The organism is Paenibacillus lutimineralis (assembly GCF_003991425.1).
In the GTDB taxonomy this organism is placed as follows: domain Bacteria; phylum Bacillota; class Bacilli; order Paenibacillales; family Paenibacillaceae; genus Fontibacillus; species Fontibacillus lutimineralis.
The window spans coordinates 4054701-4076017 of sequence record NZ_CP034346.1 but is presented as its reverse complement, the minus strand read 5'-3'; the positions used below and the strand labels follow the sequence as shown (position 1 = coordinate 4076017).

Sequence of the window (21317 nt, the reverse complement as noted above, 5' to 3'; positions counted from 1 at the left end):
CTTCTGTCACAGGGACTGTGTGTGTGTTACAATAGTCGTTAGAGGTGATCGTGAACGTATGTTTTTGAAACGGATTGAATTAGCAGGTTTTAAATCATTTGCCGACAAGACGGAGATGGAATTCGTCCGCGGCATTACCGCTGTAGTAGGACCGAATGGCAGCGGGAAGAGTAATATCTCCGACGGGATTCGCTGGGTGCTCGGCGAGCAAAGCGCCAAATCCCTGCGTGGCGGTAAGATGGAGGATATCATCTTTGCCGGCAGTGATGCGCGTAAAGCGGTGAATTATGGCGAGGTTTCCCTGACATTGGACAATGGCGACCATGCCTTGCCGCTTGATTTTAGTGAGGTTACCGTAACGCGGAGGGTCCACCGCAGTGGAGAAAGTGAATATTTGATCAATAAGCAATCCTGCCGGTTGAAGGATATTACCGAACTGTTCATGGATACCGGGATCGGGAAGGAAGCCTATTCGATTATTGGACAAGGACGGATCGAGGAGATTCTGAGTACACGTTCTGAGGATCGCCGTGGTATCTTCGAGGAGGCCTCCGGGATTGTTAAGTATAAGAACCGCAAGCGCGAAGCGAAGCGGAAATTGGATGATACCGAGCAGAACCTGCTGAGAATTCACGATCTGGTCAGTGAACTTGAGGATCAAATCGGACCGCTGAAGGATCAATCCGAGAAGGCATTAAAATATAAACAATTACGCGATTCGCTTAAAAATATAGAAATCTCATTATATGTACATCAAATCGAGCAGATTCATGAATCATGGAGTGTCACAAATGATAGATTGGGTCAGCTAAAAGAGGAAGAGCTTGCCCTGTCTACAGTCGTATCGGCTCATGATGCGAAGCTCGAGAGCGATCGACTGGCGCTGCGCCAGGTTGAGGACAAGATTGAGGTTTTGCAGAATCAGTTGCTTGAAAATAGTGAAAAATACGAGAAGAGTGAAGGGTTTGGCGAAGTTCTGAAAGAACGAGCCAAGAACTTGACACAGAATCGAGAGCAGCTCGAGCAATCCCTGGCTGCTAGCGAGGAGCGCTACGCGCAGCGCGAGTCGGAAATGAAGCAATTGGCTGAGAAATTTGCCGCAGCAGAGCGGCAGTTGACCGAGCTTCGTGATGAACTGCGGTCTGAGGAAGTGAAGCTGATCGGGGTCACCGGCGGGATAAGCCAAGAGCAGGAAGAAGGCCTGAAAGGCCAATTGCTCGAGATCATGAACCAGATGGCCGGGATGCGTAATGAGATTCGCTATAATGATCAGCAGAAGGAAGCTGTGCAGCGTAGAATGCAGCGCTCGGAAGAAGAAGGAACCAAGTGGAGCGAGCAACTGGAGCAGCTTAAGGGCAGGAAGACTCAATTGGAGAATACGCTTCAGCAATTAGGGGCGGAAATCGCTGATTTACGCGGCAAGTACATTACTGAAAGTGAACGATGCCAGTCCCTGCACCGGCTAGTAGAGGAGAGCCAGAACGGAATCCGCAAATGGGAGCAGAAGCGTGAGGGACTCGTCTCACGCCGCGATACGATGAAGGAGATGGAGGAGGACTTTGACGGCTTCGCCCTCGGAGTTAAGGAAGTACTCAAAGCCTCACGCAAATCTGTGCTTCATGGGGTACATGGTGCGGTGGCCGAATTAATCCGCGTGCCAGAGAAGCTGGAAATTGCCGTGGAGACGGCGCTTGGAGCAGCAATGCAACATATCGTCATGGAAAATGAAGCTGTATCGCGTCAGGCCATTGCATTCTTGAAGCAGCGCCAACTGGGTAGAGCGACATTCCTACCGCTCGATGTTATACGTCCAAGACAGATTTCAGCTTCGGATAAGCGACTAATGGAGGACGCTGAAGGGTTTGTAGGCATCGGAGCTGAATTGGTAGGTTACGATTTGGAGTATAACAATATTGTTGGCAGCTTGCTCGGCAATGTAGTGTTCGCCAGTGATCTGGAGCGGGCCAATAAGATGGCGGCACGCTGCCAATATCGCTTCCGGATCGTTACCTTGGAAGGCGATGTCGTAAATGCAGGCGGTTCGATGACCGGCGGCAGCCAGCACCGTAAGAACAGCAACCTGCTGGGACGCAAGCGCCAACTCGATCAGCTTGCTACCAACATTCGTGAAGCGGATGACATGCTGGACAAGCTGCGCAAAGGGCTAGCCGATGTGCGTGAACAGGTGGTTGCGTCAGAGCAATCGCTCGAAAAGCTGCGTGAGGCTGGAGACCATAAGCGGACTGAGGAGCAATCCGTTGCCAGCGATATGAAGCAAATTGAGCATGAATGGAGACATGTATCCGAGCAATTCGAGCTGTATGGCCAGGAGAAAGGCCATTATCTGAAAGAGATCGAAGAACTGGAGCAGGCAAAAGTTCAGGCGGAAGCGAAGCTGGTCGAACTGGAGAAGGAAGAGCAGCATGTTCAACAATCGATTCAAGCGGCCGAGTATGCCCGCAAAGCAAATGAATCAGCGAAGGAAGAACTGCAGGACCGCTTGACGGGACTGAAGGTTCGTGAAGGTAAGCTGGATCAGGAATGTTTCTCTATAAGAGAGCAATTGCGCCGTTCCGAGGAAGATTGCAGCATTCTCAAGCGCGAGTTGGAGCAGAACCGCAGTATTTTGCAATCGATTGTGGCAGACTTAGAGAAGAATACTCACCAGAGTTCTACGCAGCGTGAAGAGCTGAATGATTATAAATTAAAGAAGGAACGCGCCGGAGAACAGCTTGAGCTGGAGAGAGCGTCACGGGTTGTACTCGTCAAGAAGCTGTCCGATGGCGAGAATGAGACAAAAGAACAGCGCCTGGCATTGAAGGCGGTTGAAGAGAAGCTACGTCAAACGGAAATTCAGGCCAATCGGCTCGATGTTGAGCTGGAAAATATTCTGAGCAAGCTAAGTGATGATTATGAGCTGAGTTACGAGATGGCGAAGCAACGTTATCCGATTCCGGAGGATGTTCCAACGGCGCAGGCCGAGGCGAAGGAATTGAAGCGGCAGATCACCTTGCTTGGAGAGGTTAACCTCGGGGCGATTGAAGAATATAATCGCGTCAATGAGCGTTACCAGTTCCTCACCGAGCAGAAGAATGACCTGGTTGAAGCGAAGGCGACCTTGTATCAGGTTATCCAGGAGATGGATGAAGAGATGTCGAAGCGCTTCAAGATGACCTTTGATGCGATCAGACGCGAGTTCAGCATCGTGTTCACGAAGCTGTTCGGCGGTGGCCGTGCGGATTTGCAGCTACTGGACCCGAGCAATCTGCTTGAGACTGGCATCGATATTGTTGCTCAGCCTCCAGGCAAGAAGCTGCAGAACTTGCAGCTCCTGTCCGGGGGAGAGAGGGCGCTTACGGCGATGGCGCTGTTGTTTGCTATTTTACAGGTTAAGCCAGTTCCATTCTGTGTGCTCGATGAGGTCGAGGCTGCGCTGGATGAAGCTAACGTCATTCGTTTCGCTCAATATTTGCGTGAATTTTCCGAGCAGACCCAGTTTATCGTTGTGACGCACCGCAAGGGGACGATGGAAGAAGCAGACGTGCTCTACGGCGTGACGATGGAGGAAGGCGGCGTATCCAAGCTCGTCTCCGTGAAGCTGGATGATGAGGATACCGTAGAAATCGCCTGATATACATCAAGGATTTTCGTAAATCGGAATTTAGGTTAATATACAAATGAACTTTTTTTGAAGAAGAACGAGGAGGCAGCATATGAGTTTCTTTAAAAAACTAAAAGAGAGCATCTCTTCAAAAACCGAATCTGTAACGAAGCAGTTCAAGGATGGTCTGGAAAAGACGCGGAAAGGCTTCGTGGAGAAGGTTGCCGAATTGGTGACCCGCCGCAAGAAGATCGATGAAGAATTCTTCGAGGAATTGGAAGAAATATTGATCGGCGCCGATGTAGGCGTGAATACAGTAATGGAATTGATCGATGATTTGCGTGATGAAGTGAAAAAGCGGAAGATTGAAGATGCAGTAGACCTGCAGCCGATTATGTCGGAGAAGCTGATTGGGTTGCTGCGCGGGGATGAGGATAATGAGATAAAGCTCAATCCAGACGGAATTACTGTTATCCTGTTCGTCGGTGTCAACGGAGTGGGTAAGACAACAACGATTGGTAAGCTGGCGCATTATTATAAGCAGCAAGGTAAAAGAGTGCTGATGGCTGCAGGCGATACGTTCCGCGCTGGAGCGATCGAGCAGCTGGAAGTATGGGGAGAACGCGTCGGCGTTGAAGTCATCAAGCAGAGTGCCGGTTCAGACCCGGCAGCTGTCATGTTCGATGCGGTTCAAGCCGCCAAGCAGCGCGGTGTAGATATCCTGCTCTGCGATACGGCGGGTCGTCTGCAGAACAAATCGAATCTGATGGAGGAATTGAACAAAATATTCCGCGTCATCCAGCGTGAAATTCCCGGAGCTCCGCATGAGGTGTTGATGGTGCTTGATGCAACGACTGGTCAAAATGCGCTTGCTCAAGCCAAGCTGTTTGGTGAGAAGAGTGGGGTTACAGGCCTTGTGCTGACCAAGCTCGATGGCACTGCCAAAGGCGGCATCGTCATCGCTATTCGTCAGGAATTGAGTCTGCCGGTGAAGTTGGTCGGACTGGGCGAGAAGATGGAAGATTTGCAGAAATTTGATTCCGAGCAGTTCGTACACGGATTGTTCGCTGGATTGATTCAAGAGGAAGAAGAGACGGCGAATATCGAGCAGTAAGAATAATAGGACAACAGGGTCAAGGAACCTTTATGGGCTAGCGCCCATATTCTAAACAATAGAAATAAAGATCTAAAGTTAACATGATTAGATAAGGAGGCGGCAAGATGGCGAATACTCATACCTACCCACGCCGTGAAGAAGTTGCCAATGCGATTACCCATGGCATTGGTGCGATGCTCAGCCTGGCCGGGCTTGTGCTGCTCATCGTCTTCTCCAGCTTAAAAGGTACTGCCTGGCATATCGTCAGTTTTACTATTTATGGGGTCAGCATGCTGCTGCTCTATGTTTGTTCCACTTTGGTGCACAGCTTTAAGGAGGGCAAGGTCAAGGATCTGTTCGAATTCTTTGATCATTCCTCGATATACCTGTTCATTGCCGGTACCTATACTCCATTGTTATTGATAGCTGTTCGCGGTCCGCTGGGCTGGAGTCTGTTCGGGATCGTATGGGGGATTGCTTTGCTGGGCGTTTTATTCAAGGCCTTCTTCGTGAAGCGATTCCTGTTTATGTCGACGATCTTCTATTTGATTATGGGCTGGCTGATTATTATCGCCTGGGGACCGCTAACAGCGGCAATTCCGCAGCCGGGAATCGTACTGATTGTAACCGGCGGCATTCTATATACACTGGGAACGATCTTTTACGTATGGCGTATATTTCCGTATCATCATGCGATTTGGCACCTATTCGTACTGGCAGGTAGCGTAACGCATTTCTTTGCGATTTTACTCTATCTTTTACCGCATCATTAATTTTTTGAGCTTGTAAATCTTCATCTAATAAAATCTTTTGGCCGTTATCAGCAAGCTGACAAGCGGCCATTTGTATTACAGGAGAAGTTCAATTTGATCATGCCAGATTGATGTTACACATGTTAAGGAATTTCGCTTGACAACCTTTTGCTGATTGGTTATTATAGTGAATGTTGATACGCTGTAAAGTGTTTTTCCTTGACGGAGGGGGTGCCCAGATGAGTCAAGAGAATAAGCTTGAGAAGACGAACCGGATCAACCTGTTATTCGATTTCTACGAAACGCTGCTCACCGAAAAGCAGCAGACGTTTCTTAAATATTATTTTTTGGATGACTTCTCTCTTGGGGAGATCGCAAGCGAATCTGGTATTAGTCGGCAGGCAGTGTATGAGCATATCAAGCGTGCCGAAGAAGTACTCGAAGCTTACGAAGAGAAGCTTGGGCTATTGCGCAAGGATGAAGAACGCGCCAGGATGGTAGCCGAATTGAAACGATTGATGGAACAAAGCAAGATGTCTCCGTTACATAAAGAGACGGTCATGGATTTGCTTCAGCAAGTGGAGCGATTGTAAAATTGAAGTTAAGCTAATGAGATAGAGTTAAATTCGAGTTCATAAAACCTTTTAAGTACAAAGAATGAATGGAGGTGACGGGACAATGGCATTTGAAGGATTGACAAGCCGATTGCAGAGTGTATTCAGTAAGCTTCGCGGCAAAGGCAAGGTTTCGGAAGATGATGTAAATGAAGCGATGCGCGAAGTTCGACTCGCTTTGCTGGAAGCGGACGTTAACTTTAAAGTCGTTAAGGAATTCATCGCCAAGGTGAAAGAAAAGGCCGTTGGTAGTGAGGTGATGGAGAGCTTCACTCCAGGGATGGTCATCATCGATATCGTTAACAAGGAATTGACGGAATTGATGGGGGGTACCCAATCGAAGCTGGCCAAGAGCAATCGTCCGCCAACCGTTATCATGATGGCAGGTTTGCAAGGGGCAGGTAAGACGACAACCTCGGCTAAGTTGGCCAAGCTGTTGCTTAAGGGTAATCACCGTCCGCTGCTTGTTGCGGGAGATATTTACCGCCCGGCTGCGATCAAGCAGTTACAAGTACTCGGCGAACAGATCACGGTGCCGGTATTTACGTTGCCAGCTGGCAACAGCCCGGTGGAGATTGCTCGTCAGGCGCTGCAGCATGCGAAGGATAACGGCAACGATTATCTGTTGATCGATACCGCAGGTCGGCTGCATATTGATGAGGAACTGATGGAGGAGCTCCGTCAGATCCATGAGGTAACGAAGCCGGATGAAGTGCTGCTCGTTGTTGATGCAATGACCGGGCAGGACGCAGTCAACGTAGCGGAGAGCTTCAATAAGCAGTTAGAGCTGACAGGTGTAGTACTGACGAAGCTGGATGGCGACACACGCGGTGGTGCAGCGTTGTCTGTCAAGGCGGTTACCGGCTGTCCGATCAAATTTGCGGCGCTGGGGGAGAAGATCGATGCGCTTGAGCCGTTCCATCCGGAACGGATGGCGTCGAGAATTCTCGGGATGGGTGACATGCTCTCCCTGATCGAGAAGGCCCAATCCAATATCGATACAGAGAAAGCGAAGGAAATGGAACGGAAAATGCGCAATGCGGAATTTACGTTCGATGACTTCCTTGAACAGATGGATCAAGTGAAGAAGCTCGGTCCAATCGATCAGATCCTGGATATGATTCCGGGGATGGGCAAGATGAAGCAAATGAAGGACATCAAGGTTGACGAGAAGCAGATGGGCCGGGTTGAGGCAATCGTGCACTCGATGACCACTGAAGAGAAGCAGAATCCTGATCTCATCAATCACAGCAGACGTAAGCGGATCGCTACGGGTAGCGGTACGAGCCTGGCTGATGTGAATCGATTGATCAAGCAGTTCGATGAGATGCGTAGAGTGATGAAGCAGTTCTCGGATATGATGGGCCCTAAAGGCAAAGGCAATAAAATGATGAAACAGCTCAGCAAAGCGGGCAAAGGAATGAAATTTCCGTTCCGGTGATTATAAGCACTGGACGATATAAAAAAATTAGATCAAGTTCAAAAAGTGAATTCAAGATTCGATGCCGAGTTGCTTCATGATTCGCTTCGTGATCAAAGGTGGACTTTTTGAATTACCGCTAGTAGGTAATCTTTAAAGGAGGTGAAATTGGTGGCAGTTCGTATTCGTTTGAAACGCATGGGTGCTCATAAAGCTCCTTTCTACCGCATCGTGGTATCGGATTCCCGTTCCCCACGTGATGGTCGCTTTATCGAAGAGATCGGTTATTACAACCCGGTTGCACAACCGGCAGTAGTAAACATCGACGAAGAAAAAGCGTTGCAATGGTTGCAAAATGGTGCTCAAGCATCTGATACAGTTCGCAATTTGCTTAGCAATGCAGGCGTAATGAAGAAATTCCATGAGTCTAAGTTGCAAAAATAGTTGCTGATTCTGGAGGGTCCATATGGAACAATTAGTCGGCGTTATTGCGAAGGCTCTTGTTGATCATCCGGACGATGTCCGTGTGGAGGTCGTTGAGAAGGAACACCTGATTGTATATGAATTATCCGTACATCCTGATGATGTGGGGAAAGTGATTGGCAAACAGGGGAGAATCGCCAAGGCGCTCCGCACGGTTGTGGCATCGGCAGCCGTTAAGATGGATAAACGGGTTACCGTAGATATCATCTCTTAAACATATACGAAAGCGGGTTAGGAGATCCATCCTAGCCCGCTTTCGTACATGCGGCAAGCATGTATGAAACGGGCAACTCTTGATGAATATAATCATGATCCATTCAGATATTGGGATATAGTATTTTTGTATTTGGGAGGATGTTATGTCGGATTCTTTGTTGATGGTAGGGAAGATTGTAAACACTCACGGAATTCGCGGGGAGTTGAAAATACTGCCGCACACCGATTTCCCTGAGGTTAGATTTGCTCCGAAGAGTAAGCTGAAGGTTGTGAACCCGGATAGTGGCGTGATAACTGATGTGACGGTAGCATCTGCGCGTCCGGTTAAACAGATGTATGTCGTTAGGTTCGATGGTTACGACAATATTAATCTGGTTGAGAAATACAAAGGCTGTGAGCTAAAGGTTACCAAGGAAGAGTCCGTCGAATTGCCGGATAATGAATATTATTTCTACGAAATTATCGGCTGCCAGGTCGTCAGTGATGAAGGCGAAGAGCTTGGGGTTATTGAGGAAATCCTCCGTCCAGGGGCTAATGATGTATGGGTTGTTAAAATGCCTTCCAGCAAGCAGTTGTTGCTTCCAGTGATCGATGATGTCGTGCTTGATGTCGACGTGAAATCGAAGCTGGTGAAAGTTCATCTGCTGGAAGGATTGTTGTAAATGATGAGAATGGACGTTCTGACCTTGTTCCCGGAAATGTTCGAGGGTGTATTCCAGAGCAGTATTCTCGGCAAGGCCAGGGATAAAGGGCTTGTAGCATTAAATGCGATCAATTTCCGTGAGTACGCCGGCAACAAGCACGGTATGGTAGACGATACTCCATATGGTGGCGGCGGGGGGATGGTGCTGAAGCCCGATCCTATCTTTCACGCTGTGGAGGATTTGCTGGGTAGAGAAGGGACAGAGTCAACCGGAAGAGCACCACGCATCATTCTGATGTGTCCGCAAGGGGAGACATTCACTCAGCGCAAAGCGGAAGAGCTTGCTCAGGAGGAACATTTGATCTTCATTTGCGGCCATTACGAAGGCTATGACGAACGCATCCGCGAGCATTTAGTGACTGACGAATTATCGATCGGTGACTACGTGTTGACCGGGGGAGAAATCCCTGCGATGACGGTAATCGATAGTGTTACACGGTTATTGCCTGGAGTTCTCGGCAATGAGACGAGCGCAGTAACGGATTCCTTTAGTACCGGGCTGCTTGAGTACCCTCATTATACACGGCCTGTGGAATTCAGGGGCTGGAAGGTGCCTGACATTCTGCTCAGTGGTCATCATGCCAATATTGAACTGTGGCGCCGCAGAGAAGCGTTACGCCGTACCTGGTTACGTAGGCCGGATCTGCTTGAACGTCTGGAGCTATCCAAGGACGATATGGCTTGGCTCAAGAAGTTGGAGAATGAAGCTGAACAATAAGAAGAACCCTCAAGTTCCACGTCCAGTGGGCCTGAGGGTTCTTGTGGTTGTAACTTGTTAATAAGAAGAGTTCAAGTTTAACGCATCCTGAGGTGTGACCTTATGCTGCAGCAGCTCTGGCAAGTTGGTCCTCGAGGTAACGGTCAACCGGTTTAATTTGATCAGAGGATCGCCTGGCTTTACGAAGCCTTGGCGAACTGTAAATGCCATACGATAACCATTCTTCTTCAAATCATAAATCATTTGCCGCGATTTCTCACCGAAGGGATAGGCGAAATAAGGGGTGTCGATCCCGGTAGCTTTGATTGTTTGAATATCTTTTTGCAGAAGTGTAGTATCAAGTGCTAGTGATTTGCTTTCCCCACATTTAGGGAATCCTTTACGGTGCAGATCATATGTATGGCTATGATACTCGAATACATCCTGGGACGCGTCTATTTCTGCGCGGGACAGGAAACTCTTTTTGTTCGGATCAAACGCTACGGTCTGCTCTTCAATCTTGCTGCCGATCATAAAGATGGTGGCATGGAAACCATACTTCTTCAGAGTCGGATAGGCGTAAATATAGTTGTTCTGATAACCATCATCGAATGTGAGGACGATTGATTTTTCAGGCAGTGATATTTCGCCAAGAACGTACTGTTCAAGCTCTTCCAATGTTGCGGTATAGTACCCTTCATCATGGAGGTACTCCATATTTTCTTCAAAGGCTTCAAGATTGATGACCGATTTGTTTCCTGGTTCCCGATTGTTAGCCTTCGGGGTAATATAATGATACATCAGGACGGGGACTTCTTTGGCTGTACCGGGTTTCACTGTGAAGCCAACAGGAAGTTCATTCGACTTGGATCCCTTGAATCCGTAGTGGGTGAGCATGAATGACTTGTCCTTAACCATTTCCCAAGAGGTACAGGCCTTGTGGGATAATGCATTGGTTGGGTGAGTAACTGCAAAAGAATAAACGATGATGAGTACTGCTAAAATGAGTGAGCCTACTTTTACGAATCGTGCCATATTTCTCTCCTATGTCTATATTTATCTATTTTTACTTTCCTAATTATAATCGACGCTCCCTATAATAAAGTTACAAAATTGGAATGAGAATTTATGAATGGATTAAGGAAACGAATAAGTCAAAAAAAAACGGCGCAAGCACACGGAATTAATCCGTTCAGCTTACGCCTTTTTTTTGGTTTGAATGACCTAATTAGTTTACCGTCCGATGTGCGCCTGACATCTGTCTTACACTTCGGGTGTGGAGAACATCTGCTAACCAGATGCTGGCGCCAAATACCACGATTGGGATCGCGAGGATAAAGGAGGCGGTTATAATCATGCTAAGCACCCTTCCGTTTTTCCATATCATATCATACGTTATGCAAAGCGACAATCCTTTAACGCGTTAAGGGGTGTGTCAATTATTTCATCCCTTGCGGGGGCCCGAGGCATTGGCTTATAATTGACTAGTAACGGATGACGAGCGCAGACTTTCGTAGAGAAAACCTATATGGCGGTTTCATGAGTCCTTATCGGGGTATGGCGCAGTCAGGTAGCGCGCGCCCTTGGGGTGGGCGAGGTCGTGGGTTCGAATCCCGCTACTCCGATTTGAAGCATCTTGCACGATATTTTACATAATAATGATGTTGGTCGCTTTGAACAGTGGATCTGTTCAGAGCCTTTTTTATAGGGAAAGATCATGAAGCCTAGAAGAAGTAAAGAGCTATCTGTGGAACTGAAGATTAGATAAAAAGGAGTACATATGAAAAAGGACGACTTTGGTAACCGAATGAAGGGTTACGAAAACATTTTTAGACAAACACTTCCTCAGAGACTTCCAGTGATTATAAGAATCGATGGTTCACATTTCCATAGCTTTACTCGCGGAATGAAAAAGCCGTTTGATGAAAAATTAATTCAGGCTTTTTGGGAGACGTGCAAATATCTGGCGGAGAATATAATGGGCTGCAAGCTGGTCTACCATCAGAGTGATGAGATCTCTATCCTGCTGACCAACTATGATAAGTTAACAACACAGTCTTGGTTTGAAAATAATCTACAGAAAATGGTTTCAGTTTCTGCTTCAATGGCTACTGCAAAGTTCAATGAGTTAATCCAAAAAGGTAATCCAAATAAAGAGCTTGCTACATTTGATAGCAGAGCCTGGGTACTTCCGCAGGATGAAGTAACTAACTACTTTCTATGGAGACAGCAGGATGCAACTAAAAACAGTATTGCAATGGTTGCTCAGGCAAACTTCCCTCATAAAGAGTTACAGGGACTTGATGGGAAAAAGCTTCAGGACAAGTTGTTTCTTGAGAAAGGTATAAATTGGAACGACTTACCCGTTTGGCAAAAACGTGGAGCCTGTATTACAAAACAGAACTATAAAAAAGGGGAAGTAATTCGAAATAAGTGGGACGTAGACTTAAATACACCTATCTTCAGTCAGAATAGAGAGTACATAAACCAATACGTATACTTATCAAAGGATGAATGACATGGAGTGTGTAATTTTCATTGGAATTCAAGCTTCTGGAAAATCTACATTCTATAAAGAAAAGTTTTTCAAAACTCATATGAGGATCAATCTTGATATGTTACGGACTAGGAATCGAGAAGATGTATTTCTTCAGGCATCAATTGATACTAGTCTGCCGTTCGTGGTCGATAATACGAATCCAACAATAGAAGAGCGTAAAAAGTATATCGATTTGGCGAAAGCTCATAAATATAAGTTAGTGGGTTATTACTTTGAACCAGATTATGATTTATCGCATGAACGTAATGAACAGAGGCAAGGAAAAGAAAAGGTTCCTGAGGTAGGAATCAAAAGTACACTGAAGAAATTAGAATTACCTTCATATAATGAAGGATTTGATGAATTGTACATAGTACGGTCACTTCATGAAGGATTTGAAGTTGAAGAATTTACTTTGAAATGAGGCATCTTGTAGACAGAAGGAGGCAATTAGCTAAATTTCTAAATTATTCTGAACACTTTACGCATAAGATTGAACTTCTTATCATTTAAGTAGTTAAGAAGAAAAGCTAGTGAGCTTGGACTTCAAAAAAGTCGAATTCCTGTTTGTTAAATCAAAGATAACAGCACAGATAATTTTCTTGATACACCATATAAAATGTGGTATTATTAATTTTGTTGTGAAATCGGTGGTCCGCTGCGGATGATGAAGGAAAACATGAGGGTTTCCGGAAGAGGCATGAACACCTGAGTGGAAGGAGGGAGTCATAGATGAATATCGTACAAGCGATTACGCAAGAACAACTTCGCAAGGATATTCCGAGCTTTCGTCCTGGTGACACTTTAAAAGTGTTCGTTAAGGTTATCGAGGGATCTCGTGAGCGTATCCAGTTGTTTGAAGGTGTTGTAATTAAGCGTCGTGGTGGTGGAATCAGCGAAACTTTTACAGTTCGTAAAATTTCGAACGGTGTAGGTGTGGAAAGAACTTTCCCGCTTCATTCCCCAAAACTCGATAGAATCGAAGTGGCTCGCCGTGGTAAAGTGCGTCGTGCGAAGCTGTACTATCTTCGTGAACTTCGCGGTAAAGCAGCGAGAATTAAAGAAGCACGTCGTTAATTCGGTTAACGATAAGAGGGGGCTTGTGTGTTTACTCAAGCTCCCTTTCTATATTTATAAAAGGCTATATAGTGCTGCATACTATATATGACAAGGAGAGATCGCGATCCATGGAACAGCATATTCATGCGGAAGATTCCCAAAAACCGCCCCAAGAACATAAGAGCGAGGCAATGGAGTGGATAAAGGCCATCGTGATCGCTGTCGTATTAGTATTATTGATCCGATGGCTGTTGTTTGCTCCATTTATTGTCGACGGGCCGTCAATGCATCCGAATTTCTATACTGGCGAGAGAATTATCGTCAACAAGATTGTTTATGATTTCCGTGCGCCTAAGCACAGTGAAGTTGTCGTCTTCCATGTTCCATCGGAAGGACGTGATTTCATTAAGCGCGTAATCGGTGTGCCTGGCGATACCGTTAAGGTTGAGGGCGACACTATTACGGTCAATGGTAAAGTAATTGAGGAGCCTTATATCCAGGAGGCTCTGGATGAGAAGCATAAAAATAACCAGCTATACAATATTAGAGAAAACTTCCCTAATGAGCAGTTTCCGGATGGAAAGGTTCCGGAGGGCTATGTGTTTGTACTTGGCGACAATCGGTCGAATAGTACGGATAGCCGTGCGATCGGGTTTGTACCGTTCAAAGATATTATCGGCCGGGCGGATCTTGTATTCTGGCCTGTAAAAGATATCAAAATGATCGGTCACTAATTTCGAAAGTAAAGATGTGCTCGGGAAAATTGAGGTGATACGATGACGATTCAATGGTTTCCCGGACATATGACCAAGGCTCGCCGGCAGATTCAGGATAAGCTTAAGCTTATCGATGTTGTGATCGAGCTGTTGGATGCAAGGCTGCCAATGTCCAGCAGAAATCCGATGATCGATGAAATTTTGCAGGGTAAGCCACGTTTGATCGTGCTGAACAAAGCCGATCTGGCAGATCCCGGCGTGACGAAGCAATGGCTGGAAGTATTCAAGCAAGAAGGGCATCTTGCTGTTGCTGTTGATGCATACAGCGGCCAAGGGATTAAAGATATCCCTCTCTTAGCCAAGGAGTTGTTGAAAGACAAGCTGGAGAAGCAACGGGCAAAAGGCATGAATCCACGTGCGGTCCGTGCCCTGATCGTAGGGATTCCTAACGTAGGGAAATCTACGTTGATTAACCGATTGGCGGGGCGAAATATTGCGGCTACTGGAGATCGTCCTGGCGTTACCAAGGGCCAACAGTGGATCAAGGTAGGGACCGATATGGAGCTGCTTGATACTCCGGGAATTCTCTGGCCGAAATTTGAGGATCAGAATGTAGGTTATCGCCTGGCGGTAACTGGAGCAATCCGTGAAGAAATATTGAATGTGGAAGACATCGCTTTTTTTGGCGTTAAATATTTGGTTAAATATTATTGGGAGCCCTTCTCTAGCCGATTTGAGTTGAAGGAGCCTCCTCAAGATCCGGATAATCCGCATGATATTGTAGCGGTGATGGAGGCTGTAGGGCGCAAGCGTGGCTGTATCGTTAGCGGCGGTCGTGTTGATTTGGAGAAAGCCTCTGGAATATTGCTGCGTGAGCTGCGAGCTGGCAAGCTGGGAAGATATTCAATGGAGGCCCCATATTAAAGTTAGATTGACCTCAATAACTCATAGCACGATACAATCCTTCCGGGATAGTCTGATGGCTCCTGGAAGGATTTTTTGTGTACATAGGCTTTGTGTGTAAATGAAAATTGGCCATCAGGGAAAAATTTCATCCTTATAGATCGCTTAATTTAGAAGTCGTTCAACCGATAAATAGTATATAGTGTACTTATAGCTTCATAGAGGGACAAGGATGTGTAGGGCCGCCCCTCATCATAGAATGCTAGGCGTAGTTGACGGGGAGAACGGGGAGAAATGATGAGTCATTTATTGAAATACGAACAGGAATATTGGGAGTTATCTTATCAGAACATTGCAGGTGTTGATGAAGTAGGTCGGGGTTGTCTGTTTGGTGATGTTGTAGCGGCTGCGGTTATTTTGCCGCGAGGACTCGTGCTTGAGGATGTCGATGATTCCAAGAAGCTCAGTGCCAAGAAGCGAGAGCATTTATACGATGTGATTATGGAACAGGCTGTAGCTGTAGGAGTTGGTTATGTGGATGCTCCAACCATTGATCAAATTAATATTAAACAGGCTGCACGTCTGGCAATGAAGCAGGCGGTGAGTCAATTGAACGTCATGCCGGACATGCTGCTGATTGATGCAGAGAAGATCGATACTGATATTCCCCAGCTGGCTATTATTAAAGGCGATGCCACAAGCCAGTCGATTGCAGCTGCATCGATTGTCGCCAAAGTTACGCGGGACAGGCTCTGTCAGGGAGAATGGGATGTAAAATATCCTGAATACGGAATTGCAGTACATAAGGGTTATGCCACGAAGCTGCATCGGGAGCAAATTATGGCTTTGGGCCCGACGCCGATGCACCGCCGAAGCTTCTTGCGAAACTTGTTGATTGAAGAACAGACGTTGTTCTGATTAACCCGCCATGTCAGGCGGGTTTTCCGTATCGTCTAACGAAACTACAGATCGTTATTTCCTCGCTAATAGAGGTAAATAAAATCTAACGAAACACCATATCGTTATTTGGGAGAATATAAGGTGTTAAGCGCCGAATTGGCTTAAATAACGATACCTAGTTTCGTTAAAATTTTTAGAGGGTCATTTCAGTTGAAATAGCGATACCACGTTTCGTTAGAAAATCGATGATCAGATTCTACTGATGAAATTTTATATATCGAAGGAAAGCCTACCTTTGAATCGTGGTCGCTCATCTATGAATTGGCCTCGATTGGTTTTTTTATCAAAAGTGGACTTTTTGATTTTCATCTATTTTAGGGTTGGGAGGGAAGTTGATGAATATAGGACCTCTGCTGAGAAGTATGCTGGGGGATGCACGTCCTGGAGAGCCGCGCACATTAGAGCTCAAGGCCGGACAGGTCGTACGTGGAACGGTGCTTAGCGTATCCGAGGGGGGACAGGAAGCGGTGATTCAGGTGCAGGGGGTGAAGCTCCACGCCACGTTAGAAACCCCGCTGCAGCAAGGCCAGACGACGCTATTGCAAGTACAGCCGCAGGTTCAGGATGGCCAGATGGTGCTTAAGCCAATCAACCAGCCAGTGACATCGGGGTTGTCTTCCTCCTCACTTGCCGGATTATTGAGTGAATTCGGATTGGAGAACACTGCGGCGAACCGCGATTTGATCCAATCCATGCAGGCGAGCGGAATACCTTTGACTAAGGAGAATGTCACTCAACTCCTTAGTCTAACGGCACTAAAACCATCTTCCGTACCGTTATCTGAATGGGTCCAAGCTGCTGGAATTGCATTGAATCGAGGTTTGCCTTTGACTGGCGAAACGGTGGGCAGCTTGCATCAAGCGATTTTTGGCCTGCCCCTGCATGTACTGTTGTCGAATCTGGAGGAGCAGTTGGCGGCATTTGTAGGAGGAGGCCGCTTAAATGTACTGGGGCAGACAGGTGGGCAAGCGAACGGCGCTCAAGTTCCAATGGCTACCGGAGCGGAAATGCAGAATGCGGGGATGGGACAGCTGGCCGCAAACGCTGTTGTTCCTAATGCCGCAACACCCGGTGCATCAGCTGGAGGATCGGCTGCTGCAGCGGTTGCTGCTCAAGGAGCTGCACAGGGAAGCGGAGTTGCAGGCGCGAATGAGGGCGTGTTAAACCCAGCTCCGACGATGTCCCAGACTGCGATGGATGGCGGTGGAAAGGCAGTTCCTTTCTCGGCTTCCTCATTGCCAATGGCAGATGGTTCATTGGCGTCTACGGTACAGGGGGCCGGTACTCAGACGACGGATGCTCTGCTCAGCAAACTGCAGAGCTTGCTGACACAGCTGCGCGCTACGATAGCGCAGGATACCGTTGCCTTGCCTAGTAGAGGGCAAGGCGGTGCAGAGCTGACCGCAGCGGAGCGTGCGGTCGGCCTTGCCGCAGGCACAAGCACGGGTGCTAGTGCTGCGGCTGCGGCCACGGCTGGCGAAGCTCCCGCTGGGGCTTCGCCACTGGTAGCGCCCCCCACGGCGGTTGAGCCGTGGGTGGGGCGCGTGCTCAAGCTGCTCGGTGCGGAGCACGAGCAGCAGCTGCTGCGCGCGGCCGTTGGCGCGCAGCAAGAACCGGCGCCTGCCGCAGGCGAGGCGCCGCGGGGCGCCGCCGGGGGCGCTGTCGCACCCGGCGGGGCTGGCGGCAGCGGGCCTATGGCCGCGCCGCAGGAAGGGCCCGCGCTGCCGCATAGCGGCGCGAGCGGGGCAGTGCCCGGCGCGCAAGCCGCTGGGGCTGCCGCGGGGCTGGCTCAGCCGGAAGCCCTGGCTGCGCACAAGAGCAGCCCCCTCATGGTCAGCGATACACTGAAGGGGCTGCTGATGCAGGTGCTGTCGCAGGACGACGTTCCAGCACCGCTGCTGGATACTGCCCGACAGTTGGCCAGCCAATTGACCGGGCAGCAGCTATTGCTGACGACCGACCGTACGGCTCCGTTCGCACAAGTCACGCTATTTCTGCCTTTTATCGGGCCAGATGGAGAGCAGACGGCGTCCGTACATATCGAATCGAGGCGTGGCCGCAAAGGTTTGCTCGACGCTGACAATTGCCGGCTGTGGTTCGATTTGCAAATGAAGGCGCTCGGCCAAATTATGGTCGATGTACAGGTGGCAGACAAGAAGGTACTGCTCAAGATTTATAGTGAGAATGAACTGGCCGGAACCTTCCTTGAGTCACGTCAGGATGAGGTAAGAGCTGCATTGGATTCGGCAGGGTACCGGTTATTAGCCTTGAATGCGGAACGGTTGATCAAAGCTGTTGAAGAGGACGGAGCCAATGATTTAACGATGTCTCAAGCCTACGCGCCCAGCTCATATAGAGGGGTGGACTATCGTGTATGAGTGAGGACAAATCACAGGAGCTTCCGCTCTCTATGAAGAAGGCAGTCGCTCTGAAATATGAACCGTCCAAAGGCGATGCGCCAATCGTAGCTGCCAAAGGTAGGGGGATGCTGGCTGAACGTATCCTGGAGACAGCCAAGGAGCATGGTATCCCGATTCAGGAGGACCCGGCACTAGTAGAAGTACTGTCCAAGCTTGATTTGGACCAACAGATTCCGCCAGAGCTTTATAATCTCGTGGCTGAAATACTCACTTTCATTTACCGTTCCGACAAGCTGGCTGAGGAAGAATGGTACTACGAATAATACGGAGCGCCGTGAAGCAAATTCACGGCGCTTGAAGTCTATATAAGTAGAATATGCCTGTTAAACCGTTTTCGGACGATATTTGATATCTTTAATGGTGATTTACATAAACAATTTGCCAGATATCCTTCCATAACTTATATTGGATTTATGTGTAGTTATAACCTTTATATCCCATAACACTATGCTTACTTTGCTTTAGAAGTTATGAAGGAGTCGTTACATATGAGTAATTCGAGAAATGAAAGATCGGGTATAGATGAACGCCAAGCTCGCGGCAGACAAGCGGAAAATATGGCGGCGCAATATTTGCAGAATCAGGGATATAGGATCTTGGCCAGAAATTGGCGCTGTCGGACAGGGGAGCTGGATTTGATTGTAACCAAGGAAGAGCAGATTGTCATCGTCGAGGTGCGCAGCCGCAGCGGCTATGCGCTTGCTTATGGTTTTCCTTCCGAATCCATCACTCCCCGCAAAATACGTAAGGTGCGTGATACCGCCGCCGTCTATTTACTGCAAACCGCTAAGCAGACAGCTCTGGTCCGTTTTGACGTGATCACTGTTCTCTACCATGGAGATGGCGAGACACAATTGGAGCATTTAGAAGCTGCCTTTTAATCGTGAAGACACTGGAGTCTTTACAAGAAAACCTCTAACGAGAGCTCATTCAAGGATGAGTAACCACGACACTTAAAGATTGTTTATCTTGCAATAGAATTTTCTCAAGCCCAAGAACTACATATACCCGTGGAAATGGAGGCTTTCTTTTGATTTACACGGTCTCAACCCTGCGCCGATCTAACTGACGATATTGGATCGCCTCGGCAATATGGGCGGATATGATACGGTCCGAGCCCTCCAGATCAGCGATTGTACGGGCCAACTTAATGATCCGGTCATGGGCGCGCATGCTGAGCCCTAGCGTCTCGAACGAAGCCTCCAACAAGCGGCTCGCTGCAGCGTCAAGCGGGGCGAACTTACGTAACATCCGGCCAGATAATTCACTGTTACGGGTGAATGTGTAATTACGATATCGATTGAGCTGGATCGCTTCAGCTCTCTCAATGGCGACACGCATCTCAGCTGAGGATAAAGGCTGGACATCGCTTTGCCAATTGGCTGGACGTGGCACCTCAACATGCATATCGATACGGTCCAACAGTGGGCCGGATATCTTCTCACGATACTGAGCGATTCTGGCCGGGCTGCAGGTACATGGTGGAAGCGGCGGTTCAGCCGCGAAAAACCCACAGGGACACGGATTCAATGAAGCAGCCAACAGAAATCGTGCTGGAAAGGTAAAAGAAGCCCGCGACCTGCTTATCGAGACGACGCGCTCTTCCAGTGGCTGGCGCAGCACCTCCAGAACACCTCGCGAAAATTCGGGCAGCTCATCCAAGAATAAGACACCGTGATGAGCGAGACTGACTTCTCCCGGCCTCGGTATGCTGCCGCCGCCGATGAGTCCAGCCCCCGAAATAGTGTGGTGTGGCGAACGAAAAGGACGGGTGCTCATTAAGTCGCCCCCACTGCCTTTTAATTTGCCAGCCGAGCTGTAAATTTTCGTAACTTCCAGAGCTTCCTCTTGGGATAGAGGAGGGAGAATTGTGGGCAGTCTGCGAATGAGCATCGTCTTGCCAGTACCTGGGGGGCCGATCAGGACGATATTATGCATGCCTGCTGCTGCGATCGTCAGCGCTCGCTTGACATGTTGCTGTCCAAGCACATCGCTGTAGTCCTCGGTAGGTGGCGGAAACAATACTGGCTCCTCGACTGTTACCGGATGATCATGATGAATTTGCAAATGGGATAAAGAAGATAGATGCAAGGGAGCTTGTATGCCCTTTTTATCGGTGAACCCCTCTGGATCCAACTCCTGTAAATGCCTAAGTCCATAAACATGAATTCCATCCAGCAGCATCGCTTCTGGTGCATTGTCTTTAGGCAGTAGCACAGAGGTGAAGCCTTGCTTCATCGCCAGATCGACCATAGCCAACACTCCAGGAACTGGACGAAGCGTGCCGTCGAGCGAGAGCTCGCCGAGAATAAGCAGGTGCTCCTCCTCCGGTAGACGGATCTGCTCACTTGCTGCCAAGAGTCCGAGTGCAATGGCGAGATCGAATGCACTGCCCGTCTTACGCAGATCGGCCGGTGCAAGATTTATCGTGACCCTTTGCAGCGGAAAGGTATAGCCGCAGTTTTTGATCGCCGAGCGCACTCTTTCCACGGCCTCTCGTACGGCGGAATCAGGCAATCCAACCAGATTTACCTGGGGAATCCCGCTGGACAGATCCACTTCTACTTCAATCAATACTCCGTCGATACCGTATAGACAGGCACTATAAAGCTTCCCGTACATGGACATAACAAAAAAACACCCCTTTTCCATAATAAGGAGGTTCAGTAGTAAGCTGAGTGCTTAGCCCAACTTACGAACCTTCATTTGATACCAGTTGCCTGGCAATGGCGCCTTATCGAGGGAAAAAAGGTGCTTCCATATTTTCCGAACTATGCTTTGATCGTATCGTAGAAGTTTCTCTTAGAAATGTCAAGCTTTGCTGAAATCAATCAAAAACATCACATCATTTTACCGAGTTGATCATCATTATAGAATAGGAATTCATCTCATTTCGCGATGTGTTTCGCAGATCCGCTGCGACTCACTTATATTACTTGGCAAGTGAAAAGTCGAATATATAAATATTCTGAAATAAAATGACGATTTTCGAGGTCAACTAAAAAAAGGTGTGAACTTTGAAAAACGGGAATGATTTATCTCAAAATGAGATCAAATTGATATAAAAAAGTTGTGTATAAATCATGAACTTTTTAAGGAAAGCGTTTCAAAAACATGGTACAATGAGTGGGGTTTCAA

The 21317-nt window shown here is 47.9% G+C and carries 20 protein-coding genes and 1 tRNA gene; 19 read left to right on the top strand and 2 right to left on the bottom strand.

Annotated features, from left to right (window positions below; genetic code table 11):
- The first annotated feature begins 58 nt into the window (after positions 1-58).
- From smc to trmD, 9 genes are all read left to right on the top strand, one after another.
- Complete coding sequence (gene smc, locus EI981_RS18000) at positions 59-3631, top strand: chromosome segregation protein SMC (protein WP_127000463.1); 3573 nt, start codon at positions 59-61, stop codon at positions 3629-3631.
- 82 nt (positions 3632-3713) lie between these two features.
- Complete coding sequence (gene ftsY, locus EI981_RS17995; RefSeq protein ID WP_127000461.1) at positions 3714-4715, top strand: signal recognition particle-docking protein FtsY; 1002 nt, start codon at positions 3714-3716, stop codon at positions 4713-4715.
- A gap of 107 nt (positions 4716-4822) precedes the next feature.
- The gene (trhA, locus tag EI981_RS17990) at positions 4823-5470 is read left to right on the top strand and encodes a PAQR family membrane homeostasis protein TrhA (RefSeq protein WP_127000459.1); all 648 of its coding nucleotides are present in this window, start codon (positions 4823-4825) and stop codon (positions 5468-5470) included.
- A 218-nt stretch (positions 5471-5688) separates the two neighbouring features.
- Positions 5689-6042, top strand: coding sequence for a putative DNA-binding protein (locus EI981_RS17985; protein WP_127000457.1), 354 nt, complete (start codon positions 5689-5691; stop codon positions 6040-6042).
- An 85-nt stretch (positions 6043-6127) separates the two neighbouring features.
- Positions 6128-7504: a signal recognition particle protein gene (gene ffh, locus EI981_RS17980; protein ID WP_127000455.1), complete on the top strand. Its 1377-nt coding sequence runs from the start codon at positions 6128-6130 to the stop codon at positions 7502-7504.
- Positions 7505-7654: 150 nt separating this feature from the next.
- A complete protein-coding gene (gene rpsP, locus EI981_RS17975) occupies positions 7655-7927 on the top strand; it encodes a 30S ribosomal protein S16 (protein ID WP_068780673.1) in 273 nt (90 codons plus the stop codon).
- A 22-nt stretch (positions 7928-7949) separates the two neighbouring features.
- Positions 7950-8180: a KH domain-containing protein gene (locus EI981_RS17970; protein WP_019638108.1), complete on the top strand. Its 231-nt coding sequence runs from the start codon at positions 7950-7952 to the stop codon at positions 8178-8180.
- A 145-nt stretch (positions 8181-8325) separates the two neighbouring features.
- Positions 8326-8844: a ribosome maturation factor RimM gene (rimM, locus tag EI981_RS17965; protein ID WP_127000453.1), complete on the top strand. Its 519-nt coding sequence runs from the start codon at positions 8326-8328 to the stop codon at positions 8842-8844.
- Between the two features lie 3 nt (positions 8845-8847).
- Entirely contained in the window at positions 8848-9603 is a 756-nt protein-coding gene (gene trmD, locus EI981_RS17960) for a tRNA (guanosine(37)-N1)-methyltransferase TrmD (RefSeq protein WP_127004811.1), read from the top strand.
- Between the two features lie 57 nt (positions 9604-9660).
- Here the strand turns inward: trmD and EI981_RS17955 are convergent, their stop codons facing one another.
- Entirely contained in the window at positions 9661-10617 is a 957-nt protein-coding gene (locus EI981_RS17955; RefSeq protein ID WP_127000451.1) for a polysaccharide deacetylase family protein, read from the bottom strand.
- A gap of 516 nt (positions 10618-11133) precedes the next feature.
- Between EI981_RS17955 and EI981_RS17950 the strand changes: the two genes are divergently transcribed.
- The 10 genes from EI981_RS17950 to EI981_RS17905 all read left to right on the top strand — a co-directional run bounded on the left by EI981_RS17950 (position 11134) and on the right by EI981_RS17905 (position 19060).
- Positions 11134-11207, top strand: a tRNA-Pro gene (locus EI981_RS17950).
- Positions 11208-11362: 155 nt separating this feature from the next.
- Positions 11363-12100, top strand: a complete 738-nt coding sequence (locus EI981_RS17945) for a tRNA(His) guanylyltransferase Thg1 family protein (protein WP_127000449.1) — start codon at positions 11363-11365, stop codon at positions 12098-12100.
- 1 nt (position 12101) lies between these two features.
- Entirely contained in the window at positions 12102-12545 is a 444-nt protein-coding gene (locus tag EI981_RS17940) for an ATP-binding protein (protein WP_127000447.1), read from the top strand.
- 308 nt (positions 12546-12853) lie between these two features.
- Positions 12854-13198, top strand: coding sequence for a 50S ribosomal protein L19 (gene rplS, locus EI981_RS17935; RefSeq protein WP_127000445.1), 345 nt, complete (start codon positions 12854-12856; stop codon positions 13196-13198).
- Positions 13199-13308: 110 nt separating this feature from the next.
- Positions 13309-13914: a signal peptidase I gene (gene lepB, locus EI981_RS17930; protein ID WP_127000443.1), complete on the top strand. Its 606-nt coding sequence runs from the start codon at positions 13309-13311 to the stop codon at positions 13912-13914.
- Between the two features lie 42 nt (positions 13915-13956).
- A complete protein-coding gene (gene ylqF, locus EI981_RS17925; RefSeq protein WP_127000441.1) occupies positions 13957-14820 on the top strand; it encodes a ribosome biogenesis GTPase YlqF in 864 nt (287 codons plus the stop codon).
- Positions 14821-15096: 276 nt separating this feature from the next.
- Complete coding sequence (locus EI981_RS17920) at positions 15097-15717, top strand: ribonuclease HII (RefSeq protein WP_127004809.1); 621 nt, start codon at positions 15097-15099, stop codon at positions 15715-15717.
- 377 nt (positions 15718-16094) lie between these two features.
- On the top strand, positions 16095-18137 hold the full coding sequence (locus EI981_RS17915) for a flagellar hook-length control protein FliK (RefSeq protein WP_127000439.1): 2043 nt from the start codon (positions 16095-16097) through the stop codon (positions 18135-18137).
- Positions 18134-18442, top strand: coding sequence for an EscU/YscU/HrcU family type III secretion system export apparatus switch protein (locus EI981_RS17910; RefSeq protein ID WP_127000437.1), 309 nt, complete (start codon positions 18134-18136; stop codon positions 18440-18442). The genes EI981_RS17915 and EI981_RS17910 overlap by 4 nt, the downstream gene beginning before the upstream one ends.
- A 225-nt stretch (positions 18443-18667) precedes the next feature.
- Positions 18668-19060: a YraN family protein gene (locus EI981_RS17905; RefSeq protein ID WP_127000435.1), complete on the top strand. Its 393-nt coding sequence runs from the start codon at positions 18668-18670 to the stop codon at positions 19058-19060.
- Between the two features lie 154 nt (positions 19061-19214).
- Here EI981_RS17905 and EI981_RS17900 read toward each other — a convergent pair whose 3' ends face one another.
- Positions 19215-20801, bottom strand: coding sequence for a YifB family Mg chelatase-like AAA ATPase (locus tag EI981_RS17900; protein WP_127004807.1), 1587 nt, complete (start codon positions 20799-20801; stop codon positions 19215-19217).
- Between the last annotated feature and the right edge of the window lie 516 nt (positions 20802-21317).